Raw genomic sequence first — 25,597 nt, 5'->3', positions numbered from 1 at the left:
GAGGTCTGGACCTGACCGCGCCCCCCGCCTATCACTGAAAGAAACGTGACAGGGGAGCGCAGCGGTGAGTGCCGGAGCCGACATAACCAATTTGACCAAAGATGAGGCGCGTGCAGAATTGGCGCGCCTTGCTGATGTTCTGGCAAGGGCCAACACGGCCTATCACGGGGCGGATGCGCCCGAGATATCGGATGCGGAGTTCGACGCGCTGAAGCGACGTAACGCGGCGATTGAGGCGGCATTTCCAGCATTGAAACGGGCAGACAGCCCGAGCGAGCAGGTGGGGGCCGCGCCGTCAGAGGGGTTTGGCAAAGTCACCCACGCTGTGGCGATGCTGTCTTTGGGAAACGCCTTTGATGACAGAGATGTTGCTGATTTCGATGATCGGATTCGCAAGTATCTGGGGCTGGGAGCTGAGCCACTGGCGTATACGGCGGAGCCAAAGATTGACGGATTGAGCCTGTCGTTGCGCTATGAGAATGGCACGCTGGTGCAGGCGGCGACGCGGGGCGACGGGGCGGTCGGCGAGAATGTCACCGAAAATGCGCGCACGATTGCAGATATTCCTCAGGAAATTGCCGGTGCGCCTGCGGTGATGGAGATCCGGGGCGAAGTCTACATGAGCCACGCGGATTTCGACGCGCTGAATGCACGGATCGACGCAGAGAACATCGAAAGAGAGAAAAACGGCAAACGACTGCAGACGCGATTTGCCAATCCGCGCAATGCCGCCGCGGGATCGCTGCGCCAACTGGACGCCACGATAACTCGGTCCCGGCCTTTGCGGTTCTTCGCCTATGCCTGGGGAGAGGTGAGTGACCCCTTGGCGGAAACGCAGATGGGGGCGATCGCAAGGCTGGCGGATTTGGGTTTTGTGACCAATGATCTGACGGCGCTCTGCGATGGGCCAGAGGCTCTGATCTCGCACTATCGTATGATAGAAGAGCGCCGCGCGACCTTGGGCTATGACATTGATGGCGTGGTTTACAAAATAGATCGGCTGGACCTGCAGGCACGGCTGGGGTTTCGGGCGTCAACGCCCCGTTGGGCCGTGGCGCACAAGTTTCCGGCGGAATTGGCCTGGACCCGTCTGGAAGGAATCGACATCCAGGTCGGTCGCACAGGGGCACTTTCGCCGGTCGCTCGGCTGGCGCCAGTGACTGTGGGCGGCGTTGTGGTGTCGAATGCGACGCTGCACAATGAAGACTACATCGAAGGTCGTGATAGCAAGGGCGCCGAAATTCGTAGCGGCAAGGATATCCGTGTCGGAGATTGGGTGCAGGTCTATCGCGCGGGTGATGTGATCCCAAAGGTGGCGGATGTGGACCTGTCGAAGCGACCTGAGGGTGGCGTGCCTTATGTCTTTCCGACGGTTTGCCCCGAGTGTGGTTCACCCGCGGTGCGCGAAGAGGGGGACGCGGTGCGACGCTGTACGGGGGGATTGATCTGTCCGGCGCAGGCAGTTGAAAAACTGAAACACTTTGTTGGACGCAAAACCTTTGACATTGAAGGTCTGGGTGCAAAGCAAATCGAGATGTTTTACGAGGATGAAGCGCTTCCGATCCGGGAGCCTTCGGACATCTTCACACTTGAGAAACGGGACGCGGCGAACCTCGCGCGGTTGAAAAACCGGCATGGCTGGGGTGACCAGAGCGCGGCGAACCTGTTTGCGGCGATACAAGACAAGCGGCGCATTCCGTTTGTGCGGCTGTTGTTTTCGCTGGGTATTCGGCATGTGGGTGAAGTCGCAGCCAAGGATATCGCGCTGCATTACGGAGAATGGGTGGCGATGATGGATGCGCTTGATCTTGCGCGGCCTGCGGCGCTGGCGAACCGAGCTGCGGATGAGGCCGAGGATGTTGAACGCCGGGCTGCAGCGGATGAGGGACGGCGTGCACGGGTCAAGGAGAGCCGGGATCGTACGATTGCCGGGCATGATGTGCCGCGTGAGGCTCAGGCCGCTTGGGATGATTTGATTGGCGTCGATGGCATTGGCGCGACAGTGGCGCAATCGCTTTCGGATGCCATGGCGAACCCGGTGGAACGGGCCGCGATTGATCGGTTGGTGGCGGAGTTGGAGGTGACCCCGCCCGAAGCACCAGCGCAGGAAAGCCCGGTAGCAGGTAAGACCGTGGTGTTTACAGGAACCCTCGTTCAGATGACGCGCGCCGAGGCCAAGGCGCGAGCAGAGGCCTTGGGTGCCAAGGTGTCGGGTTCGGTTTCAGGCAAAACGGACCTGTTGGTCGCTGGGCCCGGCGCAGGGTCCAAGGCCAAGAAGGCGGCCGATCTGGGCGTAGAAACCATTGATGAGCAGGCTTGGCTGGACCTGATCGAGGGGCTATGAGCTCACGCCCGGAATCCCTGTTTCCGCTGTTCGCGGAGTTGACAAAGCTTGACGGAGTTGGGCCGAAGACGGCGCAGCATCTGGCGCAGATTGATATCGAAAAGCCACGTGACCTGTTGTTTTCGCTTCCGTACTCCGGGGTGGATCGGCAAAAGCGGGCCTCGGTTCTGGATGTGGAGCTGCCGGATGTGGTGACGGTGGAGGTGCTGATTGGCGCCCATGTACCCTCGCGCAACCGCGGCGGCGCCTATCGGGTGACGGTCGAAGACAGCCGCACGGCGTTTCAGCTGGTGTTTTTTCACGCGCGCGGGGATTACCTGCAACGGCTGTTGCCACCGGGCGAGCGCCGCATTGTGTCGGGCAAGGTTGAACTCTTTGACGGGGTGCCGCAGATGGTGCACCCGGATCATGTGCTTGAGGTGCATGAAGCCGATGAGATTCCGGCGTTTGAGCCGGTCTATGCTCTGACCTCGGGCGTGACGCTTAAAACAATGACAAAGGCGGCGAAATCGGCGTTGGAGCGGATGCCGGGGCTGGATGAGTGGATCGATCCGACCCAGAAATCTCAAGCCAAGTGGCCGGATTGGGATGCCGCGTTACGGGCAGCGCACGCGCCGGAAGGCTTGAAAGACCTGGCGGCGACGACACCGGTGCGGGAACGGTTGGCCTATGATGAGTTCTTTGCGCATCAGATGACCTTGGCTTTGGCACGGGCAAAACTGCAGCGCGCCAAGGGGATTATCAGCGAGGCGACGGGAAAGTTGCAAAGCAAGGTGCTGTCGGAACTGCCATACCGCCCCACCGATGCCCAAGGGCGTGCGATCGAGGATATCACCCGCGATATGGGGGCGTCCTTGCGCATGAACCGCCTGTTGCAGGGGGATGTGGGTGCGGGCAAGACGCTGGTCGCGTTCATGGCGCTTTTGGTATCGGTAGAGGCTGGCGGGCAGGGTGTAATGATGGCCCCGACGGAAATCCTTGCGCGGCAGCATTTGCAGGGGTTGCGACCCCTGGCCGAGAGTGCGGGGGTGGTTTTGGAGATCCTGACCGGACGCGACAAGGGAAAAGAGCGCAATGCCAAGCTGGCGGCACTGGCACGAGGAGATATTCATATCCTTGTTGGCACCCATGCGGTTTTTCAGCAGGATGTGCATTTTGCGGACCTGCGTCTTGCGATTATTGACGAACAACACCGGTTTGGTGTGCGACAGCGCCTAGAGTTGGGGAAAAAGGGCGAGGGCGCGGATGTGCTGGTGATGACGGCAACGCCGATCCCCCGCAGCCTGGCCCTAGCGCAGTATGGGGATATGGATGTCTCGGTGCTGGATGAAAAACCGCCAGGACGACAGCCAATCACCACGGCGCTGGTTTCGACCGGGCGTATGGACGAGGTGGTGGCGCATTTGCGCAAGGCAGTGGCCGAAGGGAAGCAGGCCTATTGGGTCTGCCCTCTGGTGGATGAGAGCGAGAGCCTGGACCTCGCTGCGGCGGAAGAACGGTTCAAACAGCTGCGCGCTGTTTTGGGGGAAGGCATTGTTGGCCTTGTCCATGGCCAGATGCCCCCGTCTGAGAAAGACGCAGCGATGGCGGCCTTTGTGGCGGGAGAAACCAGCATTCTGGTCGCAACCACGGTGATTGAGGTTGGTGTTGACGTGCCCAATGCGACCATCATGGTGATCGAACGGGCCGAAATCTTTGGGTTGGCGCAGTTGCATCAGTTGCGTGGGCGAGTCGGTCGTGGGACGGCAGCTTCGACCTGTCTGTTGATGTATCAGGCGCCGCTGAGTGAAGGCGGACAGAAACGACTTACCACTCTGCGCGAGAGTGAGGACGGATTTCGCATTGCCGAAGTGGACCTTGAGATGCGCGGCGCTGGTGATCTGATCGGGACAGCACAGTCAGGGGTGCCAAGGTTCCGCATTGCCGACATGGAAAGCCAAGCGGCGCTGATGGCGGTTGCACAGAGTGATGCGCGCAAGCTGTTGAATGATGACCCGGACCTGACCAGCCCGCGTGGGCAGGCCGCGCGTGTTCTTTTGTGGTTGATGGAACAGGATCAGGCGATCCGTTTGATTTCAGTGGGTTAGTAGGTCGCGTTCCTTTTTGTTCGCGAATGTTCTCAAAAAGTTCTTTACAGGCCGTTAAGGATATGAGAACAAAGAGGCAACAAAAGCAATATCCGAGCAGGAGACGCCCCATGTTGACCCAGATTAAGACCGTGATCCGTAATTCCCGCGCCACTTTGGTTCAGGACGCGTTTGGCGTGCTGGTTCTGGTCGTCATGATGTTGGTGGCGCTGCACGTGCCGGGTATTGCCTAGAGTTTTCTGCCAGCGTTCTTGTGCCGGTCCGCTCAACTGCATCCTGTCCCCAATTCGATGCGCTGCGACTGACACTGCCTGTCTCAAGTCGATCAAAGGGTTCTGCCTCATACCCTGATTGAGCACACCCGGGTCCCACACAAGAACGCACCAGACTTCCGCCGCCTTCCACCAGGAAGTGCGGCGGTTTTTTTATGCAATTCGGTGTGTTAGGCGCAGTTGGCTTGGTCGGCTTGTTCGATGGCCTCAAGCGTCGCCTCGAGCGCAAGCAGGATGGACGCATGGCGGTTCTTGTAGTCGCGGGCGGGGCGCAGCACTTCGAGGTCATCAAAAGGCTCCGGGGGTGTCGGGCCGTCCTCTTTTAGCATGGTTTTGAGCGCGTTGCGGGCGGCTTCGACCTCGGCGCGGGTGCGGCCGATCACGTTCGCACCGACAACCGAGGCCGAGGCCTGGCCGAGCGCGCAGGCTTTGACGTCCTGAGCGAACTCTGTGATATGGCCATTTTCCAACACAACGTCGACGGTCACGGTCGAACCGCAGAGCGGAGAGCGTTTCTTGACCGTGGCCTGTGGGTTTGTCAGCCGACTGGTGTGTGGAATTTCCGCTGCCAGCGCGAGAATGCGCCCAGAGTAAAGCTTGATCAGGTCGTTTTCGCCGGACATGGCTGTTTCCTTTGTCGTCTGTTTTGTAGATAGAGGAGCCGTCCGCAGATGCAAAGGGTTTGAGAGATGAGATTTGATCCAAGCGCGCTGAAGTACAACGAAGCAGGATTGATTCCGGCGATTGCGCAGGATGCGACCAGCGGTGAAGTTCTGATGATGGCCTGGATGAATATTGAGGCCGTGGAAAAGACGCTTGAGACCCGTCGGGTGACCTATTGGAGCCGGTCTCGTCAGTCGTTCTGGATCAAGGGAGAAACCTCGGGCCACGTGCAGGAGCTGGTAGAGTTCCGCTTTGATTGTGATCGGGATTGTCTATTGGTTCGCATCAATCAGACAGGGGCCGCGTGCCACACCAACCGGCGCACGTGTTTTTATACGTCCGTGGAGAATGGTGAAGAAGTCGAGTTGATGAAACCGATGGGCTGATCGGTCTGGCGACTGAGCCTGCGGCGCAATTTTCAAAGATGAAACTCGAGCCGTCAGTGCCCGACGAGGCGGCGGATGTCCTGTGGGGCCGCGCCGTCGCTGCGGTATTTTGCGATGGCGCGAGCGTCGTCGCGTTTGGCGAGGCGTTTGCCCGCGTCGTCGCGGATCAGGTCGTGGTGGTGGTAGGTGGGAGTTGGTAAGCCAAGGAGCGCCTGTAGCAGGACGTGGATGCGGGTGGCCTCGAACAGGTCGGCGCCGCGGATGACGTGGGTGATTTGAGTGGCACTGTCGTCGATCACCACAGAGAGATGGTATGAGGCCGCCATTTGGCGGCGGGAGAGCACGACGTCGCCCACGGTGGTGGCGAGCTCTTGAGCCGAGACATTGTGAGCGCCAGCGTGTCGTGCGCCGGTTTCGGTGAAAGCGAACGGGCCCGCGGCCTCAGCTGCGCGCGCAATGTCGAGGCGGGTGCAGGTTGCGGCTGTTGGGGGCAGCGCAAGGTTGCGACAGGTGCCAGGGTAGATGCGGCCGTCGGGGCCAAAAATCGGAGCACCTTCCTGGGGGGCATTGGCGGCCGCTTCGATATCACGGCGGGTGCATTGGCATTCAAACGTGAGACCGCTGTTTCTGAGAGTCTGGAGAGCGGTTTCGTAGTCGGCGAAATGGTCGGACTGGCGGCGCACGGGACCGTCCCAGGTGAGACCGAGCCAGCTCAGGTCGGCGTAGATCTGCTCTTCCCAATGAGGCCGTGCGCGGGACTGGTCGAGATCGTCGATGCGCAAGAGGAATTCCCCCCCGGCATCGCGCGCCATGTCATGGGCAAGAATCGCGGAATAGGCGTGGCCAAGGTGGAGAGGGCCGGTAGGAGATGGCGCGAATCGTGTTCGAAACATTATTGTTTTTCAAATACGTAGACGTCAGAGTTCAAGTTCTGCCCGGGCAAGTGGGGGCCAAACTCGCGCAGTCGCTCAATGGCGAGGCCGCTGGACAGAGCGGTGTCGCGGGCTTCGGCGTACTCTGTGTCTTGAATGACGTGATCGTTGTAGGAAAACACCAGCAAGCCGCCAGTGGGCAAGGCGTTCAGCAAGCTGTGCACCAGTGAGGCAGGACCGGCGCCAACGCCAATCACACCGATCGCGGCGATAAGTGAATAGCGCCCGACGATACCCTCGATGCCGGTGTCGGGGGTGACCTGCTGCAAGTCGCGATAGATGCCTTTGGCCTGCGCCTGTGTCAGCATCTCGGACGACAAGTCACGGCCATCAAGGGTTTCGAAGCCAGCCAGCCGAAGGGCCATGCCAGAAAGGCCAGTGCCACAGCCAAAATCGAGCACTGGCTGAGAGTGGTCGGTGGCCACTTTTGCCAAGGCTTCAGCACAGCGTTTGGGGGTGGCATAGCCGTTGTCGGCTATCTCTGCGTCATAGGTGGCGGCCCATTCGTCGTAAAGTGCGGCGACGTCGGGGACGTTGTCGCGATCGTAGATGTCTTCGAGGAAGGTTTTCTTACTCATGCGCTGACTAAAGCGGATAGGGCAGGCGGCGTCCAGTCAGCTTTGTGCGTCGAGCCAGCCTTGCCATTCGATTTTGGCACGGTCGGTGTAGGCTTTGTAGCGGTCCTTGCGGCCACGGCGTCCACCTTTGAGACCCTCGACCGGTTGGAACAGGCCGAAGTTCACGTTCATGGGCTGGAAAGTCTTAGCCTCGGCACCGCCAGTGATGTGGTGCACAAGGGCACCCATGGCGGTGTTCTGCGGAGCGGTGAAAAGGTCCAATCCAAGGATTTCCGCAGCGGCGAGACGACCGGCAAGCAGACCCATGGCGGCGCTTTCGACGTAGCCCTCGACGCCTGTGACTTGCCCGGCAAAGCGGATGTTGGGGCGGGATTTCAGGCGCATCTGGTCGTCCAGCAGGGTGGGAGAATTGATAAAGGTGTTGCGGTGGATGCCACCCAGCCGGGCAAAGGAGGCATCCTCGAGACCGGGGATCATGCGGAACACTTCGGACTGTGCTCCGTATTTCATTTTTGTCTGAAATCCCACGATGTTATAGAGCGTTCCTAAGGCATTATCGCGACGCAGTTGCACCACAGCATAAGGCTTGTTTTCGGGATCATGGCTGTTGGTCAGGCCAACCGGTTTCATCGGGCCGAAACGCAGGGTTTCGCGGCCACGGTCTGCCATGACCTCGATCGGCAGGCAGCCGTCGAAATAGGTGGCGGTTTCGCCTTCGTGGAACTCGGTTTTGTCGGCAGCCAGAAGCGCGTCGATGAAGGCCTCGTACTGGTCCTTGGTCATCGGGCAGTTGAGATAGGCTTTTTGCTCTTCTTCGGTCTCGCCCTTGTCATAGCGTGATTGCAGCCAGGCGACGTCCATGTTGATCGACTCGGCGTAGACAATGGGCGCAATGGCGTCGAAGAACGCCAGACGGTCCGCGCCAGTCTCGGCTTGGATGGCGGCGCCCAGGCCAGCGGAGGTCAGCGGGCCGGTGGCAAAGATCCAGGTACCATCGGTCGGCAGTTCGGTGATTTCGCCGGGTTCGATTCGCACATTGGGCAGGGCCGTCAGAGCGGCGGTCACGCTTTCGGCAAAGGGATCACGGTCAACGGCGAGGGCGCCGCCAGCGGGCAGGCGGTGTTTGTCGGCCGTGGCCATGATGAGACCATTTGCAGCGCGCATTTCCCAGTGCAGCAGGCCAACGGCGTTCTGTTCATCGTCGTCTGAGCGGAACGAGTTTGAGCACACCATCTCGGCCAGATGGCCAGTGCGATGGGCAAATGTTTCCACCTGTGGGCGCATTTCGTGAATCACCACGTCTACACCCATGTGCGCGGCCTGCCAGGCTGCTTCGGAACCGGCCATGCCGCCGCCGACGATATGCAATGTTTTGGTCATGTGCGCGACATAGGGCAGATGGGACGGTTTGGAAAGAGGAAGGTCACTCGGTCACGGGTCGCCATGCTGGGTGTGTCGAGGCCAGAGAGAGGGCCTTGGAGGGACCTTCCGGCAGTGGCGACCCGGTGAGAGCTAAAGGTTACCCTAGGGCAACGGGCTCGTTCTGGCAGGTTTTTGTGCCTGCGCACAGGGGGAAAACCAACCGTTGTCGGAAACAGTGTTTTTCCGCGTTCCATCGGTTTTGTGATCACGACAGAAAGGAGAAATGGCGCGGCGAACTCTTGAAAGAGAGGTAAGCAATAATCGTCTTTCAGGGCCGCCGCGCCGATCCGCAACCCCCCACTTTTCAACCCGTTGGGCGAAAGGGTTACTTAGCGTTCTGGACAGATAGCATCAGTGTTTGAGGCCATCTGATCTAGCAGAGCAGACCGGGAGGTGCCCCGGTGCGGGCTCAGTACGTGCTTACTTTGACTCAAATTTCCCAAAAACATAACCGCATAGAGCGGAAAAACACCGTTGCTCGACCGGAAACGTTTAATGTTTCCAGTCGGGTGGCCGTTTCTCCAAAAAGGCGCTGATCCCTTCTTCGGTGTCGCGATAGAGCATGTTCTCGACCATGACGTCACCAGCATAGGCATAGGCGTCTGCCGTGGTCATGGTAGCCTGTTGGTAGAACGCCTGTTTGCCGATCTTGACGGCCGCGCCCAGTTTTCCGGCCACGGTTTCGGCCAATTCGGTGGTTTTGGCGGCGAGCTGATCCTGGGGCACGACATGGTTGACGAGGCCAAGCGCCTCTGCCTCATCGGCCTGGATGAACGTGCCGGTCGTCAGCATTTCAAACGCTTTCTTGCGGGCGATATTACGGCTGAGTGCGACCATGGGCGTTGAGCAGAACAGGCCAATATTGACGCCATTCACGCCAAAGCGTGTACCCTCGGCGGCGACGGCCATGTCACAGGTTGCAACCAGCTGGCAGCCTGCGGCGGTGGCGATGCCATGGACCTGGGCAATAACAGGTTGGGGCAGGGACTGGACCGTCATCATCATTCTGGCGCACCGATCAAAAAGATCCTTGAAATAGGCTTTGCCGCCATCTTCGGCCTGACGTCCCGCGGTCATTTGCTTGAGGTCGTGGCCTGCGCAGAACGCCTTGCCTGCGCCGGACAGAACAACAGCGCGGGTGGACGCGTCTTCTTTGAGCCCATCCAGGGCTTCTTGCAATGCGGCCAGCATCTCGTCGGAGAGGGCGTTGATCCGCTCGGGTGCATTCATGGTGAGATAAGCGACCGAATTAACGTCGCGGCGTTCAAGAATTGCCATCTTGCCCTCCGTTGGCTTTGCGGCAACCTTAGTCGGACGCCGAACGGGAGAAAAGCATGAGTGTGCAGTTTACGCCAGAAGAAATGAATGCGTACCTCGAAGAGGTTTTTCCGCAAATCAAAGGTGTCTACGTGGTCGAAGAATTGACCGGAAAAGGCTGTGTCATGCGTTTGAACGTCACCGAAAGGCAACTTCGCCCAGGAGGAACAGTTTCCGGACCAGCCATGTTCGGGTTGGCTGATGTGTCGGCCTATGCTGCGACAATGGGGCAGATCGGGCGCGAGGCGATGACCGTGACCACCAATGCGTCGTTCGATTTCATGCGCAAACCCAAGGCCGGGCGGGACATGATCGCGCGGGCGACCTTGCTGAAACTGGGCAAGACGCTGTCGGTAACTGACATACTGCTGTATTCAGAAGGCGAGCCCGATCCGGTGGCACGATCTACCATGACCTATGCGATTCCTCCGAAGAAATGAGGCTGAGGGGTTGGCTTTCACATTCCGTATTTGGTATGTGAATCGCGTTTTGTTACGTCGGACGGCGTAAAGTCACGAGGACCCCCATGATTGAAACTGACCGCGAGCCACGTCTGAAACACTTTCCTGTTCCGCTTTTTGCCATGGTGATGGGCAGCTTGGGGGCGAGCCTCGCGTTGATCTCTGCGCGAGGTCTTATGCCAGGGTTGGTGGTGCTTGGCGTCTGGGTCATGTGGTTTGCAATCGCCTTGTTTCTGGCACTGGGGGCAACATATGTGGTCAAATGCCTGCGCTACCCTGACGCGGTAAGAGCGGAGTGGAATCACCCTGTGCGGCTGGCGTTTTTCCCTGCAATCTCGATTTCATTGCTGTTGATGGCCTCGGCTTTGCTGATGGCCGGCTTTGGGGTGGCCGCAAATTGGGTCTGGTTGCTGGGCGCAGTGATGCAGGCCGTGCTGACCATTGCGGTGATCTCGGGGTGGATCAGCCATCGGGCGTTTGAGGTGGGTCATTTGACACCTGCGTGGTTCATTCCGGCCGTGGGCAATGTCGTAGCACCGATTGCGGGGGCAGAGCTGGGCTATGTTGAATTGAGCTGGTTGTTCTTTTCCGCCGGTATCCTGTTCTGGCTGGTTCTGCTGACGCTGGTGTTCAACCGTCTGATTTTTCACAACCCTCTGCCGGACAAGTTGTATCCCACATTGGTCATACTGATTGCGCCGCCGTCGGTCGGGTATCTGGGATATGTATCCCTGACTGGGCAGGTGGACGGGGTCGCACGGGTGCTGCTGAATGCGGGGTACATCTTTGCCGTTTTGACAGCTGTACAAGCACCCAAAATGGCAAAACTACCCTTTGCGTTGTCCTGGTGGGCGCTGAGCTTTCCGGTTGCAGCGCTTGCGTCTGCATCTTTCAATTTTGCAAAGGCGACGGGATCGCAGGCGCATAGCGTTATCGGTGCAGTTTTACTCGCCCTCATGGTGGTTATCATGTTGGGATTGTTCTATCGGACTGCGGTAGCGGCCAAGCACGGTCAGATTTGCGTGCCTGAGCAGTGATTTTGTGAGGTATTATAATACCTATTTTGTAAACCATTGTAATCAAAGTATTAAAACAGATTTTCCTTGCTTGACTGTGAAGGTCACGGCTATATAACCGCGCAATCGAATTCCGGTGCACTGACATCGGTGCATCCGTCAACCAAATCTTAGGTAGACCCACTATGAAAACCTTTTCTGCTACTCCGGCAGACATCGAAAAGAAATGGATCATCATCGACGCCGAAGGCGTGGTGCTGGGCCGTCTCGCATCGATCGTCGCCATGCGCCTGCGCGGCAAGCACAAGGCCACCTTCACCCCGCACATGGATATGGGTGACAATGTCATCGTAATCAACGCGGACAAAATCCAGCTGACTGGCAAGAAGCGCGAAGAAAACTTCTACTGGCACACTGGCCATCCGGGCGGCATCAAGTCCCGCACCAAACAGGAAATCCTGGAAGGTGATCACCCCGAGCGCGTGGTGACCAAGGCTGTTCAGCGTATGCTGCCCGGCAACCGCCTGTCGCGCAAGGTTATGACCAACCTGCGTGTTTATGCTGGTGCCGAGCATCCGCACGAGGCCCAGTCGCCTGAAGTGCTGGATGTGAAATCCATGAACTCTAAGAATACTCGGAGCTAATCAATGGCTGATCAAATCAACTCGCTTGAAGAGCTGAACGCCGTTGCAGGTGAAGAAGCTGTTGTCGAAATCGCCGCACCGCGTGAGCCCGTCCGTGACGAGCTGGGTCGTGCCTATGCCACCGGCAAACGTAAAGACGCGGTTGCCCGTGTTTGGATCAAACCAGGTTCCGGCAAAGTGATCGTAAACGGCAAAGATCAGGACAAGTATTTTGCACGTCCCGTTCTGCAGCTGATCCTGCGTCAGCCGATGCAGGTTGCTGGTGTCGAAGGTGAATTCGACGTCTACGCCACCGTTAAAGGTGGCGGCCTGACCGGTCAGGCTGGTGCCGTGAAGCACGGGATTTCGAAGGCTCTGCAGCTTTATGAACCCTCCTTGCGCGCCCCACTGAAAGCCGCTGGCTTCCTGACCCGCGACAGCCGCGTAGTGGAACGTAAGAAATACGGTAAGCGCAAAGCACGTCGTTCGTTCCAGTTCTCGAAGCGTTAAGCTTCCAGACATATCGAATTGGAAAGGGCCGCCCAGTTGGGTGGCCCTTTTCTTTTGTCAGCTGCCTTGGCTGAGTCTAAGAATGCGATCTGGATAATCTTCGGGGAAGTGCCAGACAGCGGATCCCGGGTCACGAACGAGGCCGCGTTTCTCGGGTGGCTGACCTTTGAGCAGCGAAAGAAAGATGTCACTGCTGGTCCATGGGGATGAGCGGAAGTACCAGTGGCCGTTGCCCAATCCGGAACCTTCTGCGTCGGTTACATCAATCAGGCTAAGCTTGGAGAGCGACGCGAGGCGTTGTTCGATGTCCTGAGTTTCTTCGGTGCTGTCCCAGACCTGACCGAGCCGGTGACGGCCAAAGACGAGGCGGGACATGGCCAGTGCTGAGTCGTTGCCTGACATGTAGATTGAAAGCTGATCCATCACGTTCAGCAGGCCATCGCCCAGGGCTTCCGCAAAATAAGTTCGGTCAAGATCGCTTCCGATCAGGATAACCTGACCAAGTTTGGCGCGCGATGGGTTGGATTTGTGCTTCAATGCCAGTTGGTACGTGGTTTCGAACGCCAGTCGTGAGCCGGCGCTGTAGCCGATCAGGTGGATTCGCCGCACGTCGGTCTCTTGCGCGAGGAACTCGATCAGGACTCGCAGATTTTTGCGGGTGGCATCTGCGGTTTCAAGGTCCTTGAAGTAGGCCATGCGGCTGGGTGTTGCAGGCCAGTTGTAGCTGATGAAGGCCCCCTTGTAGCCAAGGAAATGCTGGAGTTCCCGCGAAACCAGTGTGGGGTACTCGAAATCCACGTTGTAGCCATGCACATAGATGACTGCATCTCTGCCACCTGAGCTGGACAGCTGACGGTTGATGCGGTTGCGAAAGGTGGTGCGCGCCTCGGCCAGGCTTTGGGTCGAGGGTTGCGCGACCAAAGGATTGGGCGAGGCGACGGGCAGGGGGCCGAACTCTTCAACGGCGGTCACGGATAGGGTGCGTTTGGGGCCGCGATCCTCTGACAGCGTAATATTCTTGATTTCCGCCCAGTCCTCGGCGCGCGGGCTCATGGTAACGGTTGCCGCGCCTACGCGCAGCAGGTTGCCGCGTCGGTTGGCATAGAAGTCACTGGCGTCTTCTTCTGTCGCGGGGGCGCGGTCGGTGGCGTAGAACAGGGTATTCTGGCCAACAAGCTCTTGTCCGCTGCGACCGTGGAACGGATCAAGCGCGCCGCTGGTGAAGGCCACGGGAGAGGGCATGAGATCGATTTCGTTGTATTGCTTTTCGCCGCAAGCGGTGAGGGAAAAGCCCAGCACTATGAAAAAGAAAACTCGCATGTTCATTCGTCCGGTTTGATAAGGCCGAGGCCGCGCAGGTAGACGCCGATGCCGCTTTCCAACAGGTCCTCTGGAGGGAAGGGGGATTGGGTGCCGGGGCTGTTACGGGCGTAGAGTTCGACGACGCCGTGACTCATCGCCCAAATATGGGCTGAGAACATGCTGGCGGGGGGGCGTTTCTCGGGTGGAATGTGTTGGCTGAGGTCGCTGGCCGCGCGTTCCATGACGCCACGGGCGCGGGCGGCGACGTCGGCAAGTTCGGGCGTGCGATTGACGGAAATGCCGCTTTCGAACATTGCGATGTAGTGGCCGGGGTATTTGCGCGCAAAGGCGAGATAGGCGCGACCTGTTGCCTCAAAAGAGGCCAGTGCCGAGGGTTGGCCTTTGTCATAGGCATATTGCATGAGGTCGGCAAAGATCTCATAGCCCTGACGCGCAGCCTCGGCGATCAGGTCTTCGCGGCCTTCAAAGTGGCGGTAGACGGCAGCAGGGGTGACGCCCGCCTTTTTAGCGGCCTCGGAGAGGGTAAAGCCAGTTGGCCCCTTGGATTCAATCAGCATAAGGGCCGCTTCGACCAGCGCCTGTCGCAGATTGCCGTGGTGATAGCCGCGTTTAGGCATTCCAGATATCCGGGTTGCCGCACACCTTGGTATCCGGTTTTCCGAGGGATTTTGGAGACTTTCGGTCGTAGTTCAGCGTTGTCAGCACATGGCGGATCGCCTCAAGCCGCGCGCGCCGCTTGTCGTCCGAGCGGATGACTGTCCAGGGGGCATGGTCAGAGTGGCTACGTGTCAGCGTGTCGCCGATGGCATCTGTATAGGCGTCCCAACGTTTCAGGCCTTCGACGTCGATCCAACTGAGTTTCCATTGCTTCAAGAGATCGGATTCGCGTTTCAGAAAGCGGCGGAGCTGTTCGGCGCGTCCCACGTTGAGCCAGAACTTGAAGAGCAGGATGCCTTCGTCTACGAGCATCCTTTCAAAATCCGGGACTTGCGAGAAAAAATGCTCGCGTTGTTCGTCGGTGCAGAAGCCAAAGACTTTTTCAACAACACCGCGATTGTACCAGGATCGGTCAAAGCAAACGATCTCGCCACCCGAAGGCAGATGGTCAATGTAACGTTGAAAGTACCACTGTGTCTGTTCCGTTTCGGTGGGTTTTGACAGAGCAACGACGCGGGCGCCACGTGGATTAAGATTTTCCCGGAAGCGCTTGATTGTACCGCCTTTTCCGGCAGCATCTCGGCCTTCGAACACAATGGCGATACGGGCACCGGAGTCCTTGGCCCAGCGTTGCAGCTTTACCAGCTCAACCTGCAATGCCGCCATGTCGGCGTCATAAGCTTTGCGGTTCAAGCGTTCTGAATGGGGATAGCTGGCGTCGAGAATATCGCCTTTTTCGGCAAAGCGTATCGCCTGTCGGATGCTGTCCGGGGCATCTTTTTCGTAATACGCACCAATTGCGCCGTCAAAGGGCAGCTCCATGAAACCTCTCCGTTTTTTCTTAATATGGACGCCCCGCGCGCCTAGTGCAATCCGGCGCGTCGTGCTGCGCGATCAATTGCAGCGGCGCAGTCAGGGGCGGCGACGTGTTGGGGCATGTGCCCAATGCCGGGTAGAAGCGTCAGTGCGGCGTCGGGAATGCGCGTCACGAGGCGTTCGGAGTGATTCCAAGCCGGGACGGTAAGGTCTGAGTCACCGTGAACAATTTCGGTGGGCACCATGATTTCGCTATAGCGTGGATAGAGGGCGTGGATTTCCCGTAGCAGGTTGGCGCGTTGCAGGCCATTTGCCCGTAGGGTTTTGCGCCGCAAAGTGAGCCCGGGGCCAAAATACGAGCCATAACCAGCGGGTTCTGACTGTGGTTCAAAGACAAATTTCATCACCTTGTCGACATAGGCGTCGCTGACAAAGGCAGCGAGAAGGGGGACCACCACAGGACCAAGCCAGGGGTGCGAGACCGTGCGGTAGTAAAGGTCGAGCGGGGTTTTCCAGATGCTGGACACAGCAGAGATGGGAACCAAAGCCGACAATCGGTCGGGGAAGTGCACGGCCCAGGCAAGGGCCACGGCACCGCCATAGCTTTGCCCGGCGACAATGGGCTTCACAGCCCCCAATTGGGCAGCAGCGATGCTAAGGAGGTCGGCCTGTTCGACAAGGGTTGCCCCGGTTCGATTGATGCGGTCGGTGTAACCCAGACCCGGGCGATCAAAGATCAGAAGGCGGTAGCGATCTTCGAGATGCCAGGCCAGTTCAAACGTCATGTCGCGCGTGGACCCACTGGCGCCGTGGATCAGAACCAGATCCGGGCCGGAGCCTCGCACAACGACGTGTACGTGGTGTCCATTGACGTCCAGGATTTGGCCTTCTGGCGGGTGACTTGCCTCGGCGGCGGCTTCGTGGCGGCGCGCTTTCCACAGGACATACCCAGCACATGCCACCAGCACGAACCCAAAGGATATGAGGAGGCTAGCGCCCAATCTCGTTCATATCATACGGTGTGGTCTCGTAGATGTCGGTGATCCAGTTGCCATAGAGCAGATGTGCATGGCTGCGCCAGCGATTGAGCGGCGGTTTGCTGGGGTCGTCGCCCGGGTAGTAGTTGATCGGCACGTTGATCGGTGTGCCCTCAGCCACGTCGCGGTCATATTCCTGCTTCAGGGTATCGCTGTCGTATTCGAAGTGGTTGAAGATGTAGAGCGCACCGTGGTCGGGATCTTCGACCAGACAGGGACCCACCTCATCACTGTAGAGCAACGTTTTTAGGCCTGCAGCTGCTTCAATTTCATCTTGCCTCATTTCGGTCCACCGGCTGACAGGGATCACGCAATCGTCCGAGAACCCGCGCAGGTAGTGGGATGTCGCATCCATATTACGATGGCGAAAGCAGCCAAAGGCCTTGGCGTCCAGAATGTGTTTTTTGACCCCGTGGAAATAGTTGATCATCGCCATCCCACCCCAACACACGCCAAATGTGGAATGCACATGGGTTTGCGTCCATTCGAAAACTTCGCAAAGTTCTTGCCAATATGTCACGTCATCGAACGGCATATGCTCGATAGGGGCACCGGTGATAATGATGCCGTCGAATTTCTCGCCAGAGGCTTTGACCTCGGAAAAGGGGCGATAGAACTCGGCCATATGCTCTGCTGCGGTGTTGCGTGTCTTGTGTTCGCTCATGCGGATCAGAGAGAGCTCGATCTGCAGCGCGGTGGCGCCAATCAAGCGGGCAAATTGGTTCTCGGTTTGGATCTTCTTGGGCATAAGGTTGAGAAGACCAATCCGAAGAGGACGAATATCCTGCCGCATTGCCTGGCTTTCGGACATGACCATGACGCCTTCGCGCGAGAGCACGTCAAAGGCAGGCAGGTCCGAAGGCAGTTTGATAGGCATGGGATGTGTTCCAGATATGAAGTGATAATTGATCTATTGTTTGGGTTAGGTGCGCTCAAGAGACATCGCGATGAGGTCGTCGAAATCCTGTGTTGTTTTGACCTTGGCGACCTCTTCGGCCGTCACGGTGACCCCCCATTTTGCCATGCCCGCATAAAGCGGCTGACGATGAGCAAGCGCCGCAGCATAGGTCCAGCGGACAAAGGTGTCGGGATCAACCTGTTCTTCCGTAAGATCGTTTTGGTCAAGGTACTCTTGCCAACGCGCGATCAGGAATTCCGGCTGATAATACATGGGCTTGGGCGCTTTGTCGAAACGGCGCGCCAGCTCCGCAGCGTGGGCGTCAGACCCTTGGATCCAAACCATGAGAGTGTTTTCCGAGAGTGACTTCAGAACCGGATCGTCCGGGTTGTCGGGGTCAACTACCTCGCAGATGGATCCGCCGGTATCGCAGACAAAATGGTCATATCCATATAGGTCATGGGCGCGGTCAATGAAATGCGCGGTGTCAAGAAGCGAGGCGATCTCGGCCTCGCGGTGTTGTTCCTGCCGGCGCAGGTATTCGGCAAAGGGTACGCCGCCTTGATTGGGGTCGCCAGGCTTGCCAAGGTAGGTCGACAGCGGCGCGAGGTTGTTGAAGGTGATGTTGGAGCCGATAAAAATCGAATCCGACAGCAACAGCTCGCGCAGGAACGGGTTTTTCATCGCTTCGCGCTTGGCGTTATCCGCGATGTATTCGCCCATGTAACGCGTGCCAATTCGATAATCGATCGAGTAGTGAAACCAGTCGCCGTTATCACGCAGAACATTCGAGACATGGGTCTTGCCCAGACCTGACATCCCAAAGAGTAGAACTTTTTTGCGGGCAGCATTGCGCCAGCTTTGTGCGGAAGAATAGATCATGCCCGAACCTTAACAGTGTTGGGCGTTTTGGTAACGGGCACAGGGCCTTGGGTCAAACGGTTATGCGTTCTCTCTGGGTCGCCGTGTTTCTGCAAGGATGTTGTAGTAGTTGCCGCCAAAGATCAGGACTGCTCCGATGATAACGAAGATATCCAAGGGTTCATTGTAAAACAGCATTCCTATAACGGCTATGGCGGGCAGGCGGATAAAGTCAATTGGCACAACAACTGTCGCGGGTGCGATGCTGAGGGCCGTGGTGAGGCAAAAGTGGGCGAGAAGACCGGCGCAGCCAATCAGCACCAACCAGGGCATGCTTTGCACCGAAGGCAGCGCAATGTCCATGTCCCAGCCTGCGAAGAGGATGCCAAACACCGCCTGCATCGTTGTCAGATAGAAAAGGATGCAGGTGATGGTTTCTGTGCGGGTTAGGCGTTTCGTCAGGATGATCGAGAACGCAAAACCGATGGCGGAAAGACCCGCAGTGACGAGACCAAGGTTGATTGGGGTCGCTCCTGGGCGCGCCACCACAAGAATGCCAACAAAGCCGATGATCGCTGCGATTGTGCGCGTGCGGGTGAGGCGTTCGCCGAGAATGAAAGGTGAGAGGATGAGAACCCAGAGCGGTGATGTGAATTCCAAGGCAAAAACCTGAGCCAGCGGGATCACTGTGATGGCGTAGAACCAAAGGTTCTGACCGGTGAAATGAGCCATGTTGCGAAAGAGGTGCACGCCGAGCGAGCGTCTGGTGATCTGGTTTTGTGTTCCTGCAATGGCCGAGACGAACAAGACGATGATGACACCAACAAAGCTGCGAAACATCATGATTTCGAATGTATCGAGTTCAAAGGAAACGGCGCGCCCTGCGATGGCCATGGACGAAAAAGAGAGAATTGCGCCACTCATCCAGAGCGCCGCCCTGAGGGTTTCACTCATTCCGCCACCGTGCAGCACCCTGTCAACAGGATAGGCGTTTGACCGCGTTGGGTCAGGATGTGGGCTGTGATCGGCCATGGGCGGCCTTCGAGATCGCAGACCGCTTCATCAAAGAGGACAATGGCCGTGTCGAACTCGGCAATCAGCGTGTAAGCGCGCGGCCAGTCACGGCCTTCGGCTGTATTCGTCTGCGGGATGTCGAAGGTGTTCTTGCGAAGATAGTCGAATTGGGCAACCGGGCCAGCGAGAGTGAGGTACCAATCGGGGTCATGGCCTTGACAAACAAAAGGGGGGTCAGCCTGGGCCGATGTCCCGGCCAATAGCGCCGCAGTGCATATCCGTTTCAACATGTTTTTCCCTCGCTTCCAGACACTTGTCGCGGAAGGGGGCAGAATTTTCTAGAAAATTCTGCGTGTAGGAAATTCTTCTAGAAGAATTTCCCGTCTTTTAACAAAGAAACCGCCATGCAAGGCCGTGGCTTTCATAGATGAGTTCGACTGTGGTCACTCCCACTCAATCGTGCCTGGGGGTTTGGAGGTCACGTCATAGGTGACGCGGTTGATACCTTTGACCTCGTTGATGATCCGCGTCGCGGTTTCACCAAGAAACTCGTGGGTAAAAGGGTAGTAGTCAGCGGTCATCCCGTCGACCGAGGTTACGGCACGCAGGGCGCAGGCATAGTCATAGGTCCGGCCATCGCCCATGACGCCGACGGTGCGAACGGGCAGGATCGCCACAAAGGCCTGCCAGATCTCGTCATAAAGCCCGTGCTTGCGGATTTGGTCGATATAGACCGCGTCGGCTTCGCGCAGGATGTCGAGTTTCTGAGTGGTGATTTCACCGGGGCACCGTATGGCAAGGCCCGGTCCCGGGAAGGGGTGGCGGCCAATGAAGCTTTGCGGCAGCCCGAGTTCGCGGCCAAGGGCGCGGACCTCGTCTTTGAAGAGTTCGCGCAGCGGTTCGACCAGTTTGAGGCCCATTTTCTCGGGCAGGCCACCGACGTTGTGGTGGCTCTTGATGGTGACCGATGGACCACCGGAAAAGCTGACCGACTCGATCACGTCCGGGTAAAGCGTACCCTGGGCAAGGAATTCGGCACCTTCGATGGTGTCGGCGTGTTTCTGGAACACGTCGATGAAGAGCTTACCGATGATCTTGCGCTTGGTCTCGGGGTCGGACTGACCATTGAGTTCGCCCAAAAACAGATCGGCCTCATCCGCGGCAATCAGTTGAATGTTGTAGTTGTCGCGGAACATGCCGATGACTTCTTCGGCTTCGTTTTTGCGCAACAGACCGTGGTCAACAAAGACGCAGGTCAGCTGGTCACCAATGGCCTCGTGGATCAGGATCGCGGCAACCGAGGAGTCGACGCCGCCGGAGAGGCCGCAGATGACTTTCTTGTCGCCGACCTGTTCGCGGATCTTGGCGATCATCTCGTCACGGTAGGCGCCCATGGTCCAGTCGCCTGCAAAACCGGCGAGTTTCACGAAGTTTTCGTAGAGTTTCGCGCCGTTCGGGGTGTGGTGCACCTCGGGGTGGAACTGCACTGCATAGAAGTGGCGGTCAGTGTCGGCAGTGATGGCGAAGGGCGCGTTGGGGGAGGTGCCGTAGACCTCAAACCCCGGTGCGATTTGCGATACGTGGTCGCCGTGGGACATCCAGACCTGCTCGTCACCTTCTGCAAACCAGCCATCGAGGATGTCGAGGCTGTTTTTTGGTGTGACAAAGGCGCGGCCAAATTCGGCAGTGCCATGGCCGCTTTCGACCTTGCCGCCGAGCTGGTGCATCATGACTTGCTGACCGTAGCAAATGCCGAGGATCGGCACGCCGTAGTCGAAAATCTCTTGTGGGGCGCGTGGGCTGCCCTCGCGCGTGACGCTGTCGGGGCCGCCGGAGAAGATAATCGCCTTGGGCGCCATCTCGCGGACCGTGTCCATGGTCACGTTCTGGTAGGGGTGGATTTCGCAGTAGACGTTCAGTTCACGCAGGCGGCGCGCAATGAGCTGCGTCACCTGGCTGCCGAAGTCGATGATGAGAAGGCGGGCGTGGGATGTGTCACTCATGCCTGCGCATTAAATGACCATCAGGATTTCCGCAAGAGGTAAGGGCGAGTAGGCGTCACATCGTGCCTAAACAGAAACTCATAGTGCGAATTCAGTGTCGCACGATGAATCGACAGGCAAGCGATAAAACCTATTGAAGTGTAGCAAATGTATATGCAATGCATATGCAGAACAGGCATGAATTGCTTGGAATAGGACGGGAATGGTTTGAATGATGGGCATTTCAGTCATCCAGCTGGGTGAAGTTGCGATGAACCTTGCGATTGCGGTGGCATGTGGTGCTCTGATTGGATCCGAGCGGCAGGTACGGCAACGCATGGCAGGGCTTCGAACCAACGCTCTCGTTGCTCTGGGGGCGGCGTGTTTTGTGGTGTTTTCATCCCTGTTTCCAGATGAACTGAGTCCAACGAGAGTAGGGGCTCAGGTGGTGTCCGGCATTGGATTTCTAGGCGCGGGGATCATATTTCGAAATGGCTTTACTGTGCATGGGCTCAACACCGCGGCGACGCTCTGGTGTTCGGCGGCGGTTGGTCTGATGGCCGGGGCAGGGGCTGTTGCTTTGTCACTACTGGCCACAGGGGTTGTTATTTTTGTCAACCTTGGACTTCGCCCACTGGTGAAGACACTTAAAAGTAAGACCAAAGCGGGTGTGCCCTTAGAGCAGGAATACAAGGTGAGCCTGAAGTGTGCTGAAAAAAGCGCTGGCAAAGTGCGCACGTTCGCCGTTCAATCTCTGTCTCAGCGCGGTGTTCGACTGTTGGGGTTCGATATAACCAAATCTGGCGACGATACGACGTTGGAAATCATGCTGGCTGTCAATGATCTCTTGGAAGAGACAATAGACCAGATCGTAGCGCCATTAATGATCGACGAACGTATCGGTGCGCTCAACTGGGACGCTGTGTCTGAGACATGAACGCTTGCCCGGCAAAAACCGACAATGTCGCTTTTCAACCTCAATAGCCGCAATTCTACGGCGGGCCGGTGCTTGCGCGGTCTAAGAAATAGATCAGAAACGTAACACCTTGGGGTGAGGATAAGACATGTCAGAAGCCAGAGAACGTCGTAGAGGGCGCGGAGGCGGTGGTGCCGCGCGTCGCGCAGAACGCGGAGCTGTTTCGTTTGAGACGGCCAAGTTCATTGAGCGAAACATCCCGAATTTCGAAATTCTGAATGAAGAGGCGCTCGAGATCATTGAGTACAACGCTGAAACCATTCTGGAAGAGGTGGGTGTTAACTTTGTTGACAATCCCGCAGCTCTAGAGCGTTGGCGGAATGCGGGCGCTGACATTGACGGCGAACGCGTGCGTATTCCACGCGGCCTGGCGCGCAAGCTATGCGCGACAGCTCCTTCCGAATTCACCCAGCACGCTCGCAATCCGGAAAGATCGGTTGTGGTTGGCGGCAAGAACCTGGTTCTGGCGCCGGTTTATGGTCCGCCTTTCGTCCGCGATGTTGCGGGGGGACGTCGGTATGCCACGATGGATGACTTCAACAAGTTTGTGAAGCTGGCCTATATGTCGAAATGGCTGCATCACTCGGGTGGAACGGTGTGTGAGCCCACAGATGTTCCCGTGAACAAGCGCCACCTTGATATGCTGATGGCGCATATGACCTTGTCCGACAAGCCGTTCATGGGGTCCGTGACTGAACCCAGCCGTGCGCAGGATTCGGTGGACATGTGTGGCATCCTGTTTGGTGAGGACTTTGTTCAACAGAACACTGTCATGACTTCGCTGACCAACATCAACTCACCAATGACCTTTGACGATGTCATGATGGGATCGCTTGAGATCTACGCTCAAAACAATCAAGCCTGCATCATTTCACCCTTTATCGTAGGTGGTGCCATGGCGCCCGTTTCGGTTGCAGGGACATTGACGCAGGTATTGGCCGAAGTTCTGGCCGGTGTGGCCTACAACCAACTGGTACGCCCCGGCGCTCCCGCGATCTTTGGTGCTTTCGTGTCGTCAATTGACATGAACTCGGGCGCGCCGACCTTTGGGACACCAGAGGCCTCGTTGATTACATACGGCGCTGGTCAACTGGCAAGACGGTTGGGCTTGCCCTACCGTTCAGCCGGATCGTTCTGTGGTTCCAAATTGCCTGACGCCCAAGCGGCTTACGAGACTGCAAACTCGCTCAACATGGGATTGATGTCCGGCGTGAATTTCATGTTGCACGCCTGTGGCTGGCTTGAAGGTGGTCTGGTGGCGGACTTTGAGAAGTTTGTCATGGATGCTGATCAGCTGGGAACGCTGCACGCGCTTGCAAAGGGTGTATCGGTCTCAGAAGATGCCCAGGCAATGGACGCAATCCGTGAAGTTGGTCCCGGCGGTCACTATTTGGGTTGTGCGCATACACAAGCCAACTTTAAAACAGCATTCTGGAAGTCGGAAGTGCTGGACTACAAACCTTATGAAACTTGGGAAGAAGAGGGCGCGCGCGACACCCGCACGCTGGCTTCTGATCGGGTGGCAAAGCTTTTGGGCGACTATCAGAAACCGGAGCTCGACTCGGGTATCGAAGAGGCACTGAACGCCTATGTCGCAAAGAAAAAGGAAGCCATGCCAGATTCCTTCATGTAGGCAATCCCGCGACTTAGAACTACGGCTGCGAGGCCCGCATCAGACGGGCCTCGCCCATGATAGCAATCAGAAGATCAACGTGCCGCGCAACAGAGTAACTGGTATCGCCGTCTTTACGCTCGCTATTCATCACACTCTCCTTCTCGACCAATTGGATTAATGCGGACCCATGTTTGGGCAGGTTGCCGTATCCAAGGTGCGTGCGCAGGTGGATGTCGCGGCGATAGTCGTCGACACCCAACCGGGCGGCCTGAATTAGCAGGCGTGGGCGACGCAGGTCTTTCAGCAAGCTCAGCAGATCTTTCATAGCAGTGTCCTCTTGTTGAACGAACTCAGCTTTCGCACAACCTAAGCGGGTGTTGCGTTGATTTCGATTTCGGCGAACGGGAGGTTTTTCGACTGTTTATGATTTGGAAACAATGATCTGAATATGGGAAGATATTAACAGCTGAGTAACAAATCGAACCTAATTTGTGGATAATTTGAGGGAAAACCTGTGCACAAACAGGTGAACCAAACTGACCTGTACGGAGCAAAATGGCTGCAATCGATCAACATATAGCTGTACGGGACTGGGTGCCAGAGGCGGCCAAGCGCTACCTTTTGCACACTGAGCAGGGGCTGTCGATCCGCAAGATCGCACGCCAACAACACTGCCATCCTTCGACCGTTCTACGTCAGGTGCGCAAGTTTGAAGGCCTGCGTGATGACCCGCTGATGGACGAGGCTCTAAGCCGCCTTTCACCGCTGTTTCTTCGACCCACTCACCAGAAGCAAAACAAGGAGAGCGCCTCGATGGTGGTGGAAAAAACGGAGATGGATCAATTGCCGGATGCTGAAACTTTGAAGCGTGAAGCTCTGCGTATTCTTCGGCGTCTATGTGAAACTGGCGCGGTGCTTGCCGTTGCGCAGGATATGGAACGGGCGGTTGTTGTGCGCGAGGCAGAAGGCGCAACTGCGCGAACCGGCGTGGTCGATCGCGCCGTAGCGCAGGCGATGGTATTGAAGGATTGGATTTCGTGCGACAATCCCGGTCGAATTTCCCGTTACCGCATTACCGCCGCCGGACGCAGCGAACTGAACAAATTGTTGGCTGAGACTGAAAACCAGGCCCAAGGTTTTGCCGAGGCTCAGGCAGGTTTCGATGCCTGTGAAAGTGGGCCGGTTGTCACGTCAACGGGCCGGGCGATGCGGTTTTCCATGGCTGACTCTCCCTTGACGGCCTTGGCGCGTCGCCGTGATCGAGATGGCAGTCCCTTTTTGAATGAGTTTCTGGTGGCCGCGGGTGAACGGCTGCGCGAGGATTTTGAGCTGGCACAGATGGGCCCGCGCGACTCGCGCAACTGGAAAAAATTCCTCTCTGGTGAAGATCGTCTTGGGTATGTGACAGATCTTGGCGTCTCTGGTCCCTCAGCCATGGCCCGTGAACGTGTTGCGCAGGCCGTGCGTGAGCTTGGCGAAGGGCTGGCTGACGTCGCTTTGCGGTGTTGTTGTTTCCTGGAAGGGCTGGAAAGCGCGGAAAAACGCCTGGGCTGGTCCGCGCGTTCCGGCAAAATTGTGCTCAGAATCGCGCTAATTCGGTTGAGTGAATATTATCGTTCACAAGCTGGGGGTGCAGGCCGTATGATCGGATAACACCCTCCAGGGGTTTTCGCTTGAAGTTTTGAGCCAACAGCGAGCGAAAGGGCGGCGCGTCTGGATAACAGGTGCGCCGCTCGTTTCTTTGGTGGTGACGTTCAAACGAAAATGACCCGCGCGTTTTGCACGGGTCATTCGCAGTACGATCAGG

The 25,597-nt window shown here is 57.5% G+C and carries 26 protein-coding genes; 11 read left to right on the top strand and 15 right to left on the bottom strand.

Going from position 1 to position 25,597, the window contains the following annotated elements; all coding sequences use genetic code 11:
- Positions 1-64: 64 nt before the first annotated feature.
- The 3 genes from ligA to EK369_RS22260 all read left to right on the top strand — a co-directional run bounded on the left by ligA (position 65) and on the right by EK369_RS22260 (position 4,664).
- Positions 65-2,344: an NAD-dependent DNA ligase LigA gene (gene ligA / locus EK369_RS03180; protein ID WP_235871328.1), complete on the top strand. Its 2,280-nt coding sequence runs from the start codon at positions 65-67 to the stop codon at positions 2,342-2,344.
- Positions 2,341-4,431 carry an ATP-dependent DNA helicase RecG gene (recG, locus tag EK369_RS03175; protein ID WP_127112221.1) on the top strand — a complete coding sequence of 697 codons (2,091 nt, stop codon included), beginning with the start codon at positions 2,341-2,343 and terminating at the stop codon, positions 4,429-4,431. The genes ligA and recG overlap by 4 nt, the downstream gene beginning before the upstream one ends.
- A 110-nt stretch (positions 4,432-4,541) precedes the next feature.
- The gene (locus EK369_RS22260) at positions 4,542-4,664 is read left to right on the top strand and encodes a hypothetical protein (RefSeq protein ID WP_268920598.1); all 123 of its coding nucleotides are present in this window, start codon (positions 4,542-4,544) and stop codon (positions 4,662-4,664) included.
- Between the two features lie 209 nt (positions 4,665-4,873).
- Here the strand turns inward: EK369_RS22260 and EK369_RS03170 are convergent, their stop codons facing one another.
- Positions 4,874-5,326: an iron-sulfur cluster assembly scaffold protein gene (locus EK369_RS03170; protein ID WP_127112220.1), complete on the bottom strand. Its 453-nt coding sequence runs from the start codon at positions 5,324-5,326 to the stop codon at positions 4,874-4,876.
- Positions 5,327-5,392: 66 nt separating this feature from the next.
- Between EK369_RS03170 and hisI the strand changes: the two genes are divergently transcribed.
- Positions 5,393-5,752 (top strand): phosphoribosyl-AMP cyclohydrolase, encoded by a 360-nt coding sequence (gene hisI / locus EK369_RS03165; RefSeq protein ID WP_127112219.1) that lies wholly within the window; start codon positions 5,393-5,395, stop codon positions 5,750-5,752.
- Positions 5,753-5,805: 53 nt separating this feature from the next.
- Here the strand turns inward: hisI and gluQRS are convergent, their stop codons facing one another.
- The 4 genes from gluQRS to EK369_RS03145 form a co-directional block, all read right to left on the bottom strand.
- A complete protein-coding gene (gene gluQRS, locus EK369_RS03160) occupies positions 5,806-6,648 on the bottom strand; it encodes a tRNA glutamyl-Q(34) synthetase GluQRS (protein ID WP_127112218.1) in 843 nt (280 codons plus the stop codon).
- Positions 6,645-7,262, bottom strand: coding sequence for a class I SAM-dependent DNA methyltransferase (locus EK369_RS03155; protein ID WP_127112217.1), 618 nt, complete (start codon positions 7,260-7,262; stop codon positions 6,645-6,647). The genes gluQRS and EK369_RS03155 overlap by 4 nt, the downstream gene beginning before the upstream one ends.
- Before the next feature lie 36 nt (positions 7,263-7,298).
- Positions 7,299-8,642, bottom strand: a complete 1,344-nt coding sequence (trmFO, locus tag EK369_RS03150; protein WP_127112216.1) for a methylenetetrahydrofolate--tRNA-(uracil(54)-C(5))-methyltransferase (FADH(2)-oxidizing) TrmFO — start codon at positions 8,640-8,642, stop codon at positions 7,299-7,301.
- 534 nt (positions 8,643-9,176) lie between these two features.
- Positions 9,177-9,962, bottom strand: a complete 786-nt coding sequence (locus EK369_RS03145) for an enoyl-CoA hydratase (RefSeq protein WP_127112215.1) — start codon at positions 9,960-9,962, stop codon at positions 9,177-9,179.
- Positions 9,963-10,018: 56 nt separating this feature from the next.
- Here EK369_RS03145 and EK369_RS03140 point away from each other — a divergent pair, with 56 nt between their 5' ends.
- The 4 genes from EK369_RS03140 to rpsI all read left to right on the top strand — a co-directional run bounded on the left by EK369_RS03140 (position 10,019) and on the right by rpsI (position 12,611).
- Positions 10,019-10,441, top strand: a complete 423-nt coding sequence (locus EK369_RS03140) for a PaaI family thioesterase (RefSeq protein WP_127112214.1) — start codon at positions 10,019-10,021, stop codon at positions 10,439-10,441.
- Between the two features lie 86 nt (positions 10,442-10,527).
- The gene (locus tag EK369_RS03135) at positions 10,528-11,499 is read left to right on the top strand and encodes an SLAC1 anion channel family protein (protein WP_127112213.1); all 972 of its coding nucleotides are present in this window, start codon (positions 10,528-10,530) and stop codon (positions 11,497-11,499) included.
- A gap of 164 nt (positions 11,500-11,663) precedes the next feature.
- Positions 11,664-12,122 carry a 50S ribosomal protein L13 gene (rplM, locus tag EK369_RS03130; RefSeq protein WP_127112212.1) on the top strand — a complete coding sequence of 153 codons (459 nt, stop codon included), beginning with the start codon at positions 11,664-11,666 and terminating at the stop codon, positions 12,120-12,122.
- Positions 12,123-12,125: 3 nt separating this feature from the next.
- Positions 12,126-12,611 carry a 30S ribosomal protein S9 gene (rpsI, locus tag EK369_RS03125; RefSeq protein WP_127112211.1) on the top strand — a complete coding sequence of 162 codons (486 nt, stop codon included), beginning with the start codon at positions 12,126-12,128 and terminating at the stop codon, positions 12,609-12,611.
- 57 nt (positions 12,612-12,668) lie between these two features.
- On the opposite strand, the gene EK369_RS03120 is transcribed toward rpsI, so the two are convergent.
- From EK369_RS03120 to guaA, 9 genes are all read right to left on the bottom strand, one after another.
- A complete protein-coding gene (locus tag EK369_RS03120) occupies positions 12,669-13,931 on the bottom strand; it encodes an alpha/beta hydrolase (protein WP_164726832.1) in 1,263 nt (420 codons plus the stop codon).
- Positions 13,932-13,933: 2 nt separating this feature from the next.
- Entirely contained in the window at positions 13,934-14,551 is a 618-nt protein-coding gene (locus tag EK369_RS03115) for a TetR/AcrR family transcriptional regulator (RefSeq protein ID WP_127112209.1), read from the bottom strand.
- Positions 14,544-15,413: a polyphosphate kinase 2 gene (gene ppk2, locus EK369_RS03110; protein WP_127112208.1), complete on the bottom strand. Its 870-nt coding sequence runs from the start codon at positions 15,411-15,413 to the stop codon at positions 14,544-14,546. The genes EK369_RS03115 and ppk2 overlap by 8 nt, the downstream gene beginning before the upstream one ends.
- Before the next feature lie 41 nt (positions 15,414-15,454).
- Positions 15,455-16,375 (bottom strand): alpha/beta fold hydrolase, encoded by a 921-nt coding sequence (locus EK369_RS03105; RefSeq protein ID WP_235871327.1) that lies wholly within the window; start codon positions 16,373-16,375, stop codon positions 15,455-15,457.
- Between the two features lie 22 nt (positions 16,376-16,397).
- The gene (locus EK369_RS03100) at positions 16,398-17,321 is read right to left on the bottom strand and encodes a homoserine O-succinyltransferase (RefSeq protein WP_127112206.1); all 924 of its coding nucleotides are present in this window, start codon (positions 17,319-17,321) and stop codon (positions 16,398-16,400) included.
- 45 nt (positions 17,322-17,366) lie between these two features.
- Positions 17,367-18,224: an ATPase gene (locus tag EK369_RS03095; RefSeq protein WP_127112205.1), complete on the bottom strand. Its 858-nt coding sequence runs from the start codon at positions 18,222-18,224 to the stop codon at positions 17,367-17,369.
- A 60-nt stretch (positions 18,225-18,284) separates the two neighbouring features.
- Positions 18,285-19,157 (bottom strand): DMT family transporter, encoded by an 873-nt coding sequence (locus EK369_RS03090; RefSeq protein WP_127112204.1) that lies wholly within the window; start codon positions 19,155-19,157, stop codon positions 18,285-18,287.
- Positions 19,154-19,507, bottom strand: coding sequence for a hypothetical protein (locus EK369_RS03085; RefSeq protein WP_127112203.1), 354 nt, complete (start codon positions 19,505-19,507; stop codon positions 19,154-19,156). The genes EK369_RS03090 and EK369_RS03085 overlap by 4 nt, the downstream gene beginning before the upstream one ends.
- A 153-nt stretch (positions 19,508-19,660) precedes the next feature.
- Positions 19,661-21,220, bottom strand: coding sequence for a glutamine-hydrolyzing GMP synthase (gene guaA, locus EK369_RS03080; protein ID WP_127112202.1), 1,560 nt, complete (start codon positions 21,218-21,220; stop codon positions 19,661-19,663).
- 211 nt (positions 21,221-21,431) lie between these two features.
- Here guaA and EK369_RS03075 point away from each other — a divergent pair, with 211 nt between their 5' ends.
- Positions 21,432-22,136: an MgtC/SapB family protein gene (locus tag EK369_RS03075; protein ID WP_235871326.1), complete on the top strand. Its 705-nt coding sequence runs from the start codon at positions 21,432-21,434 to the stop codon at positions 22,134-22,136.
- A 127-nt stretch (positions 22,137-22,263) separates the two neighbouring features.
- Positions 22,264-23,808, top strand: coding sequence for a trimethylamine methyltransferase family protein (locus EK369_RS03070; RefSeq protein WP_127112201.1), 1,545 nt, complete (start codon positions 22,264-22,266; stop codon positions 23,806-23,808).
- A gap of 19 nt (positions 23,809-23,827) precedes the next feature.
- On the opposite strand, the gene EK369_RS03065 is transcribed toward EK369_RS03070, so the two are convergent.
- Positions 23,828-24,115: a DUF6477 family protein gene (locus EK369_RS03065; protein WP_127112200.1), complete on the bottom strand. Its 288-nt coding sequence runs from the start codon at positions 24,113-24,115 to the stop codon at positions 23,828-23,830.
- 230 nt (positions 24,116-24,345) lie between these two features.
- Between EK369_RS03065 and EK369_RS03060 the strand changes: the two genes are divergently transcribed.
- The gene (locus tag EK369_RS03060; RefSeq protein WP_127112199.1) at positions 24,346-25,443 is read left to right on the top strand and encodes a DUF6456 domain-containing protein; all 1,098 of its coding nucleotides are present in this window, start codon (positions 24,346-24,348) and stop codon (positions 25,441-25,443) included.
- Positions 25,444-25,597 lie beyond the last annotated feature (154 nt).

The sequence above is a fragment of the Shimia sediminis genome (assembly GCF_003990645.1).
GTDB lineage: Bacteria > Pseudomonadota > Alphaproteobacteria > Rhodobacterales > Rhodobacteraceae > Shimia > Shimia sediminis.
Note: the sequence above shows the minus strand (reverse complement) of the source record. Positions and strands in the feature narration are given on the sequence as shown.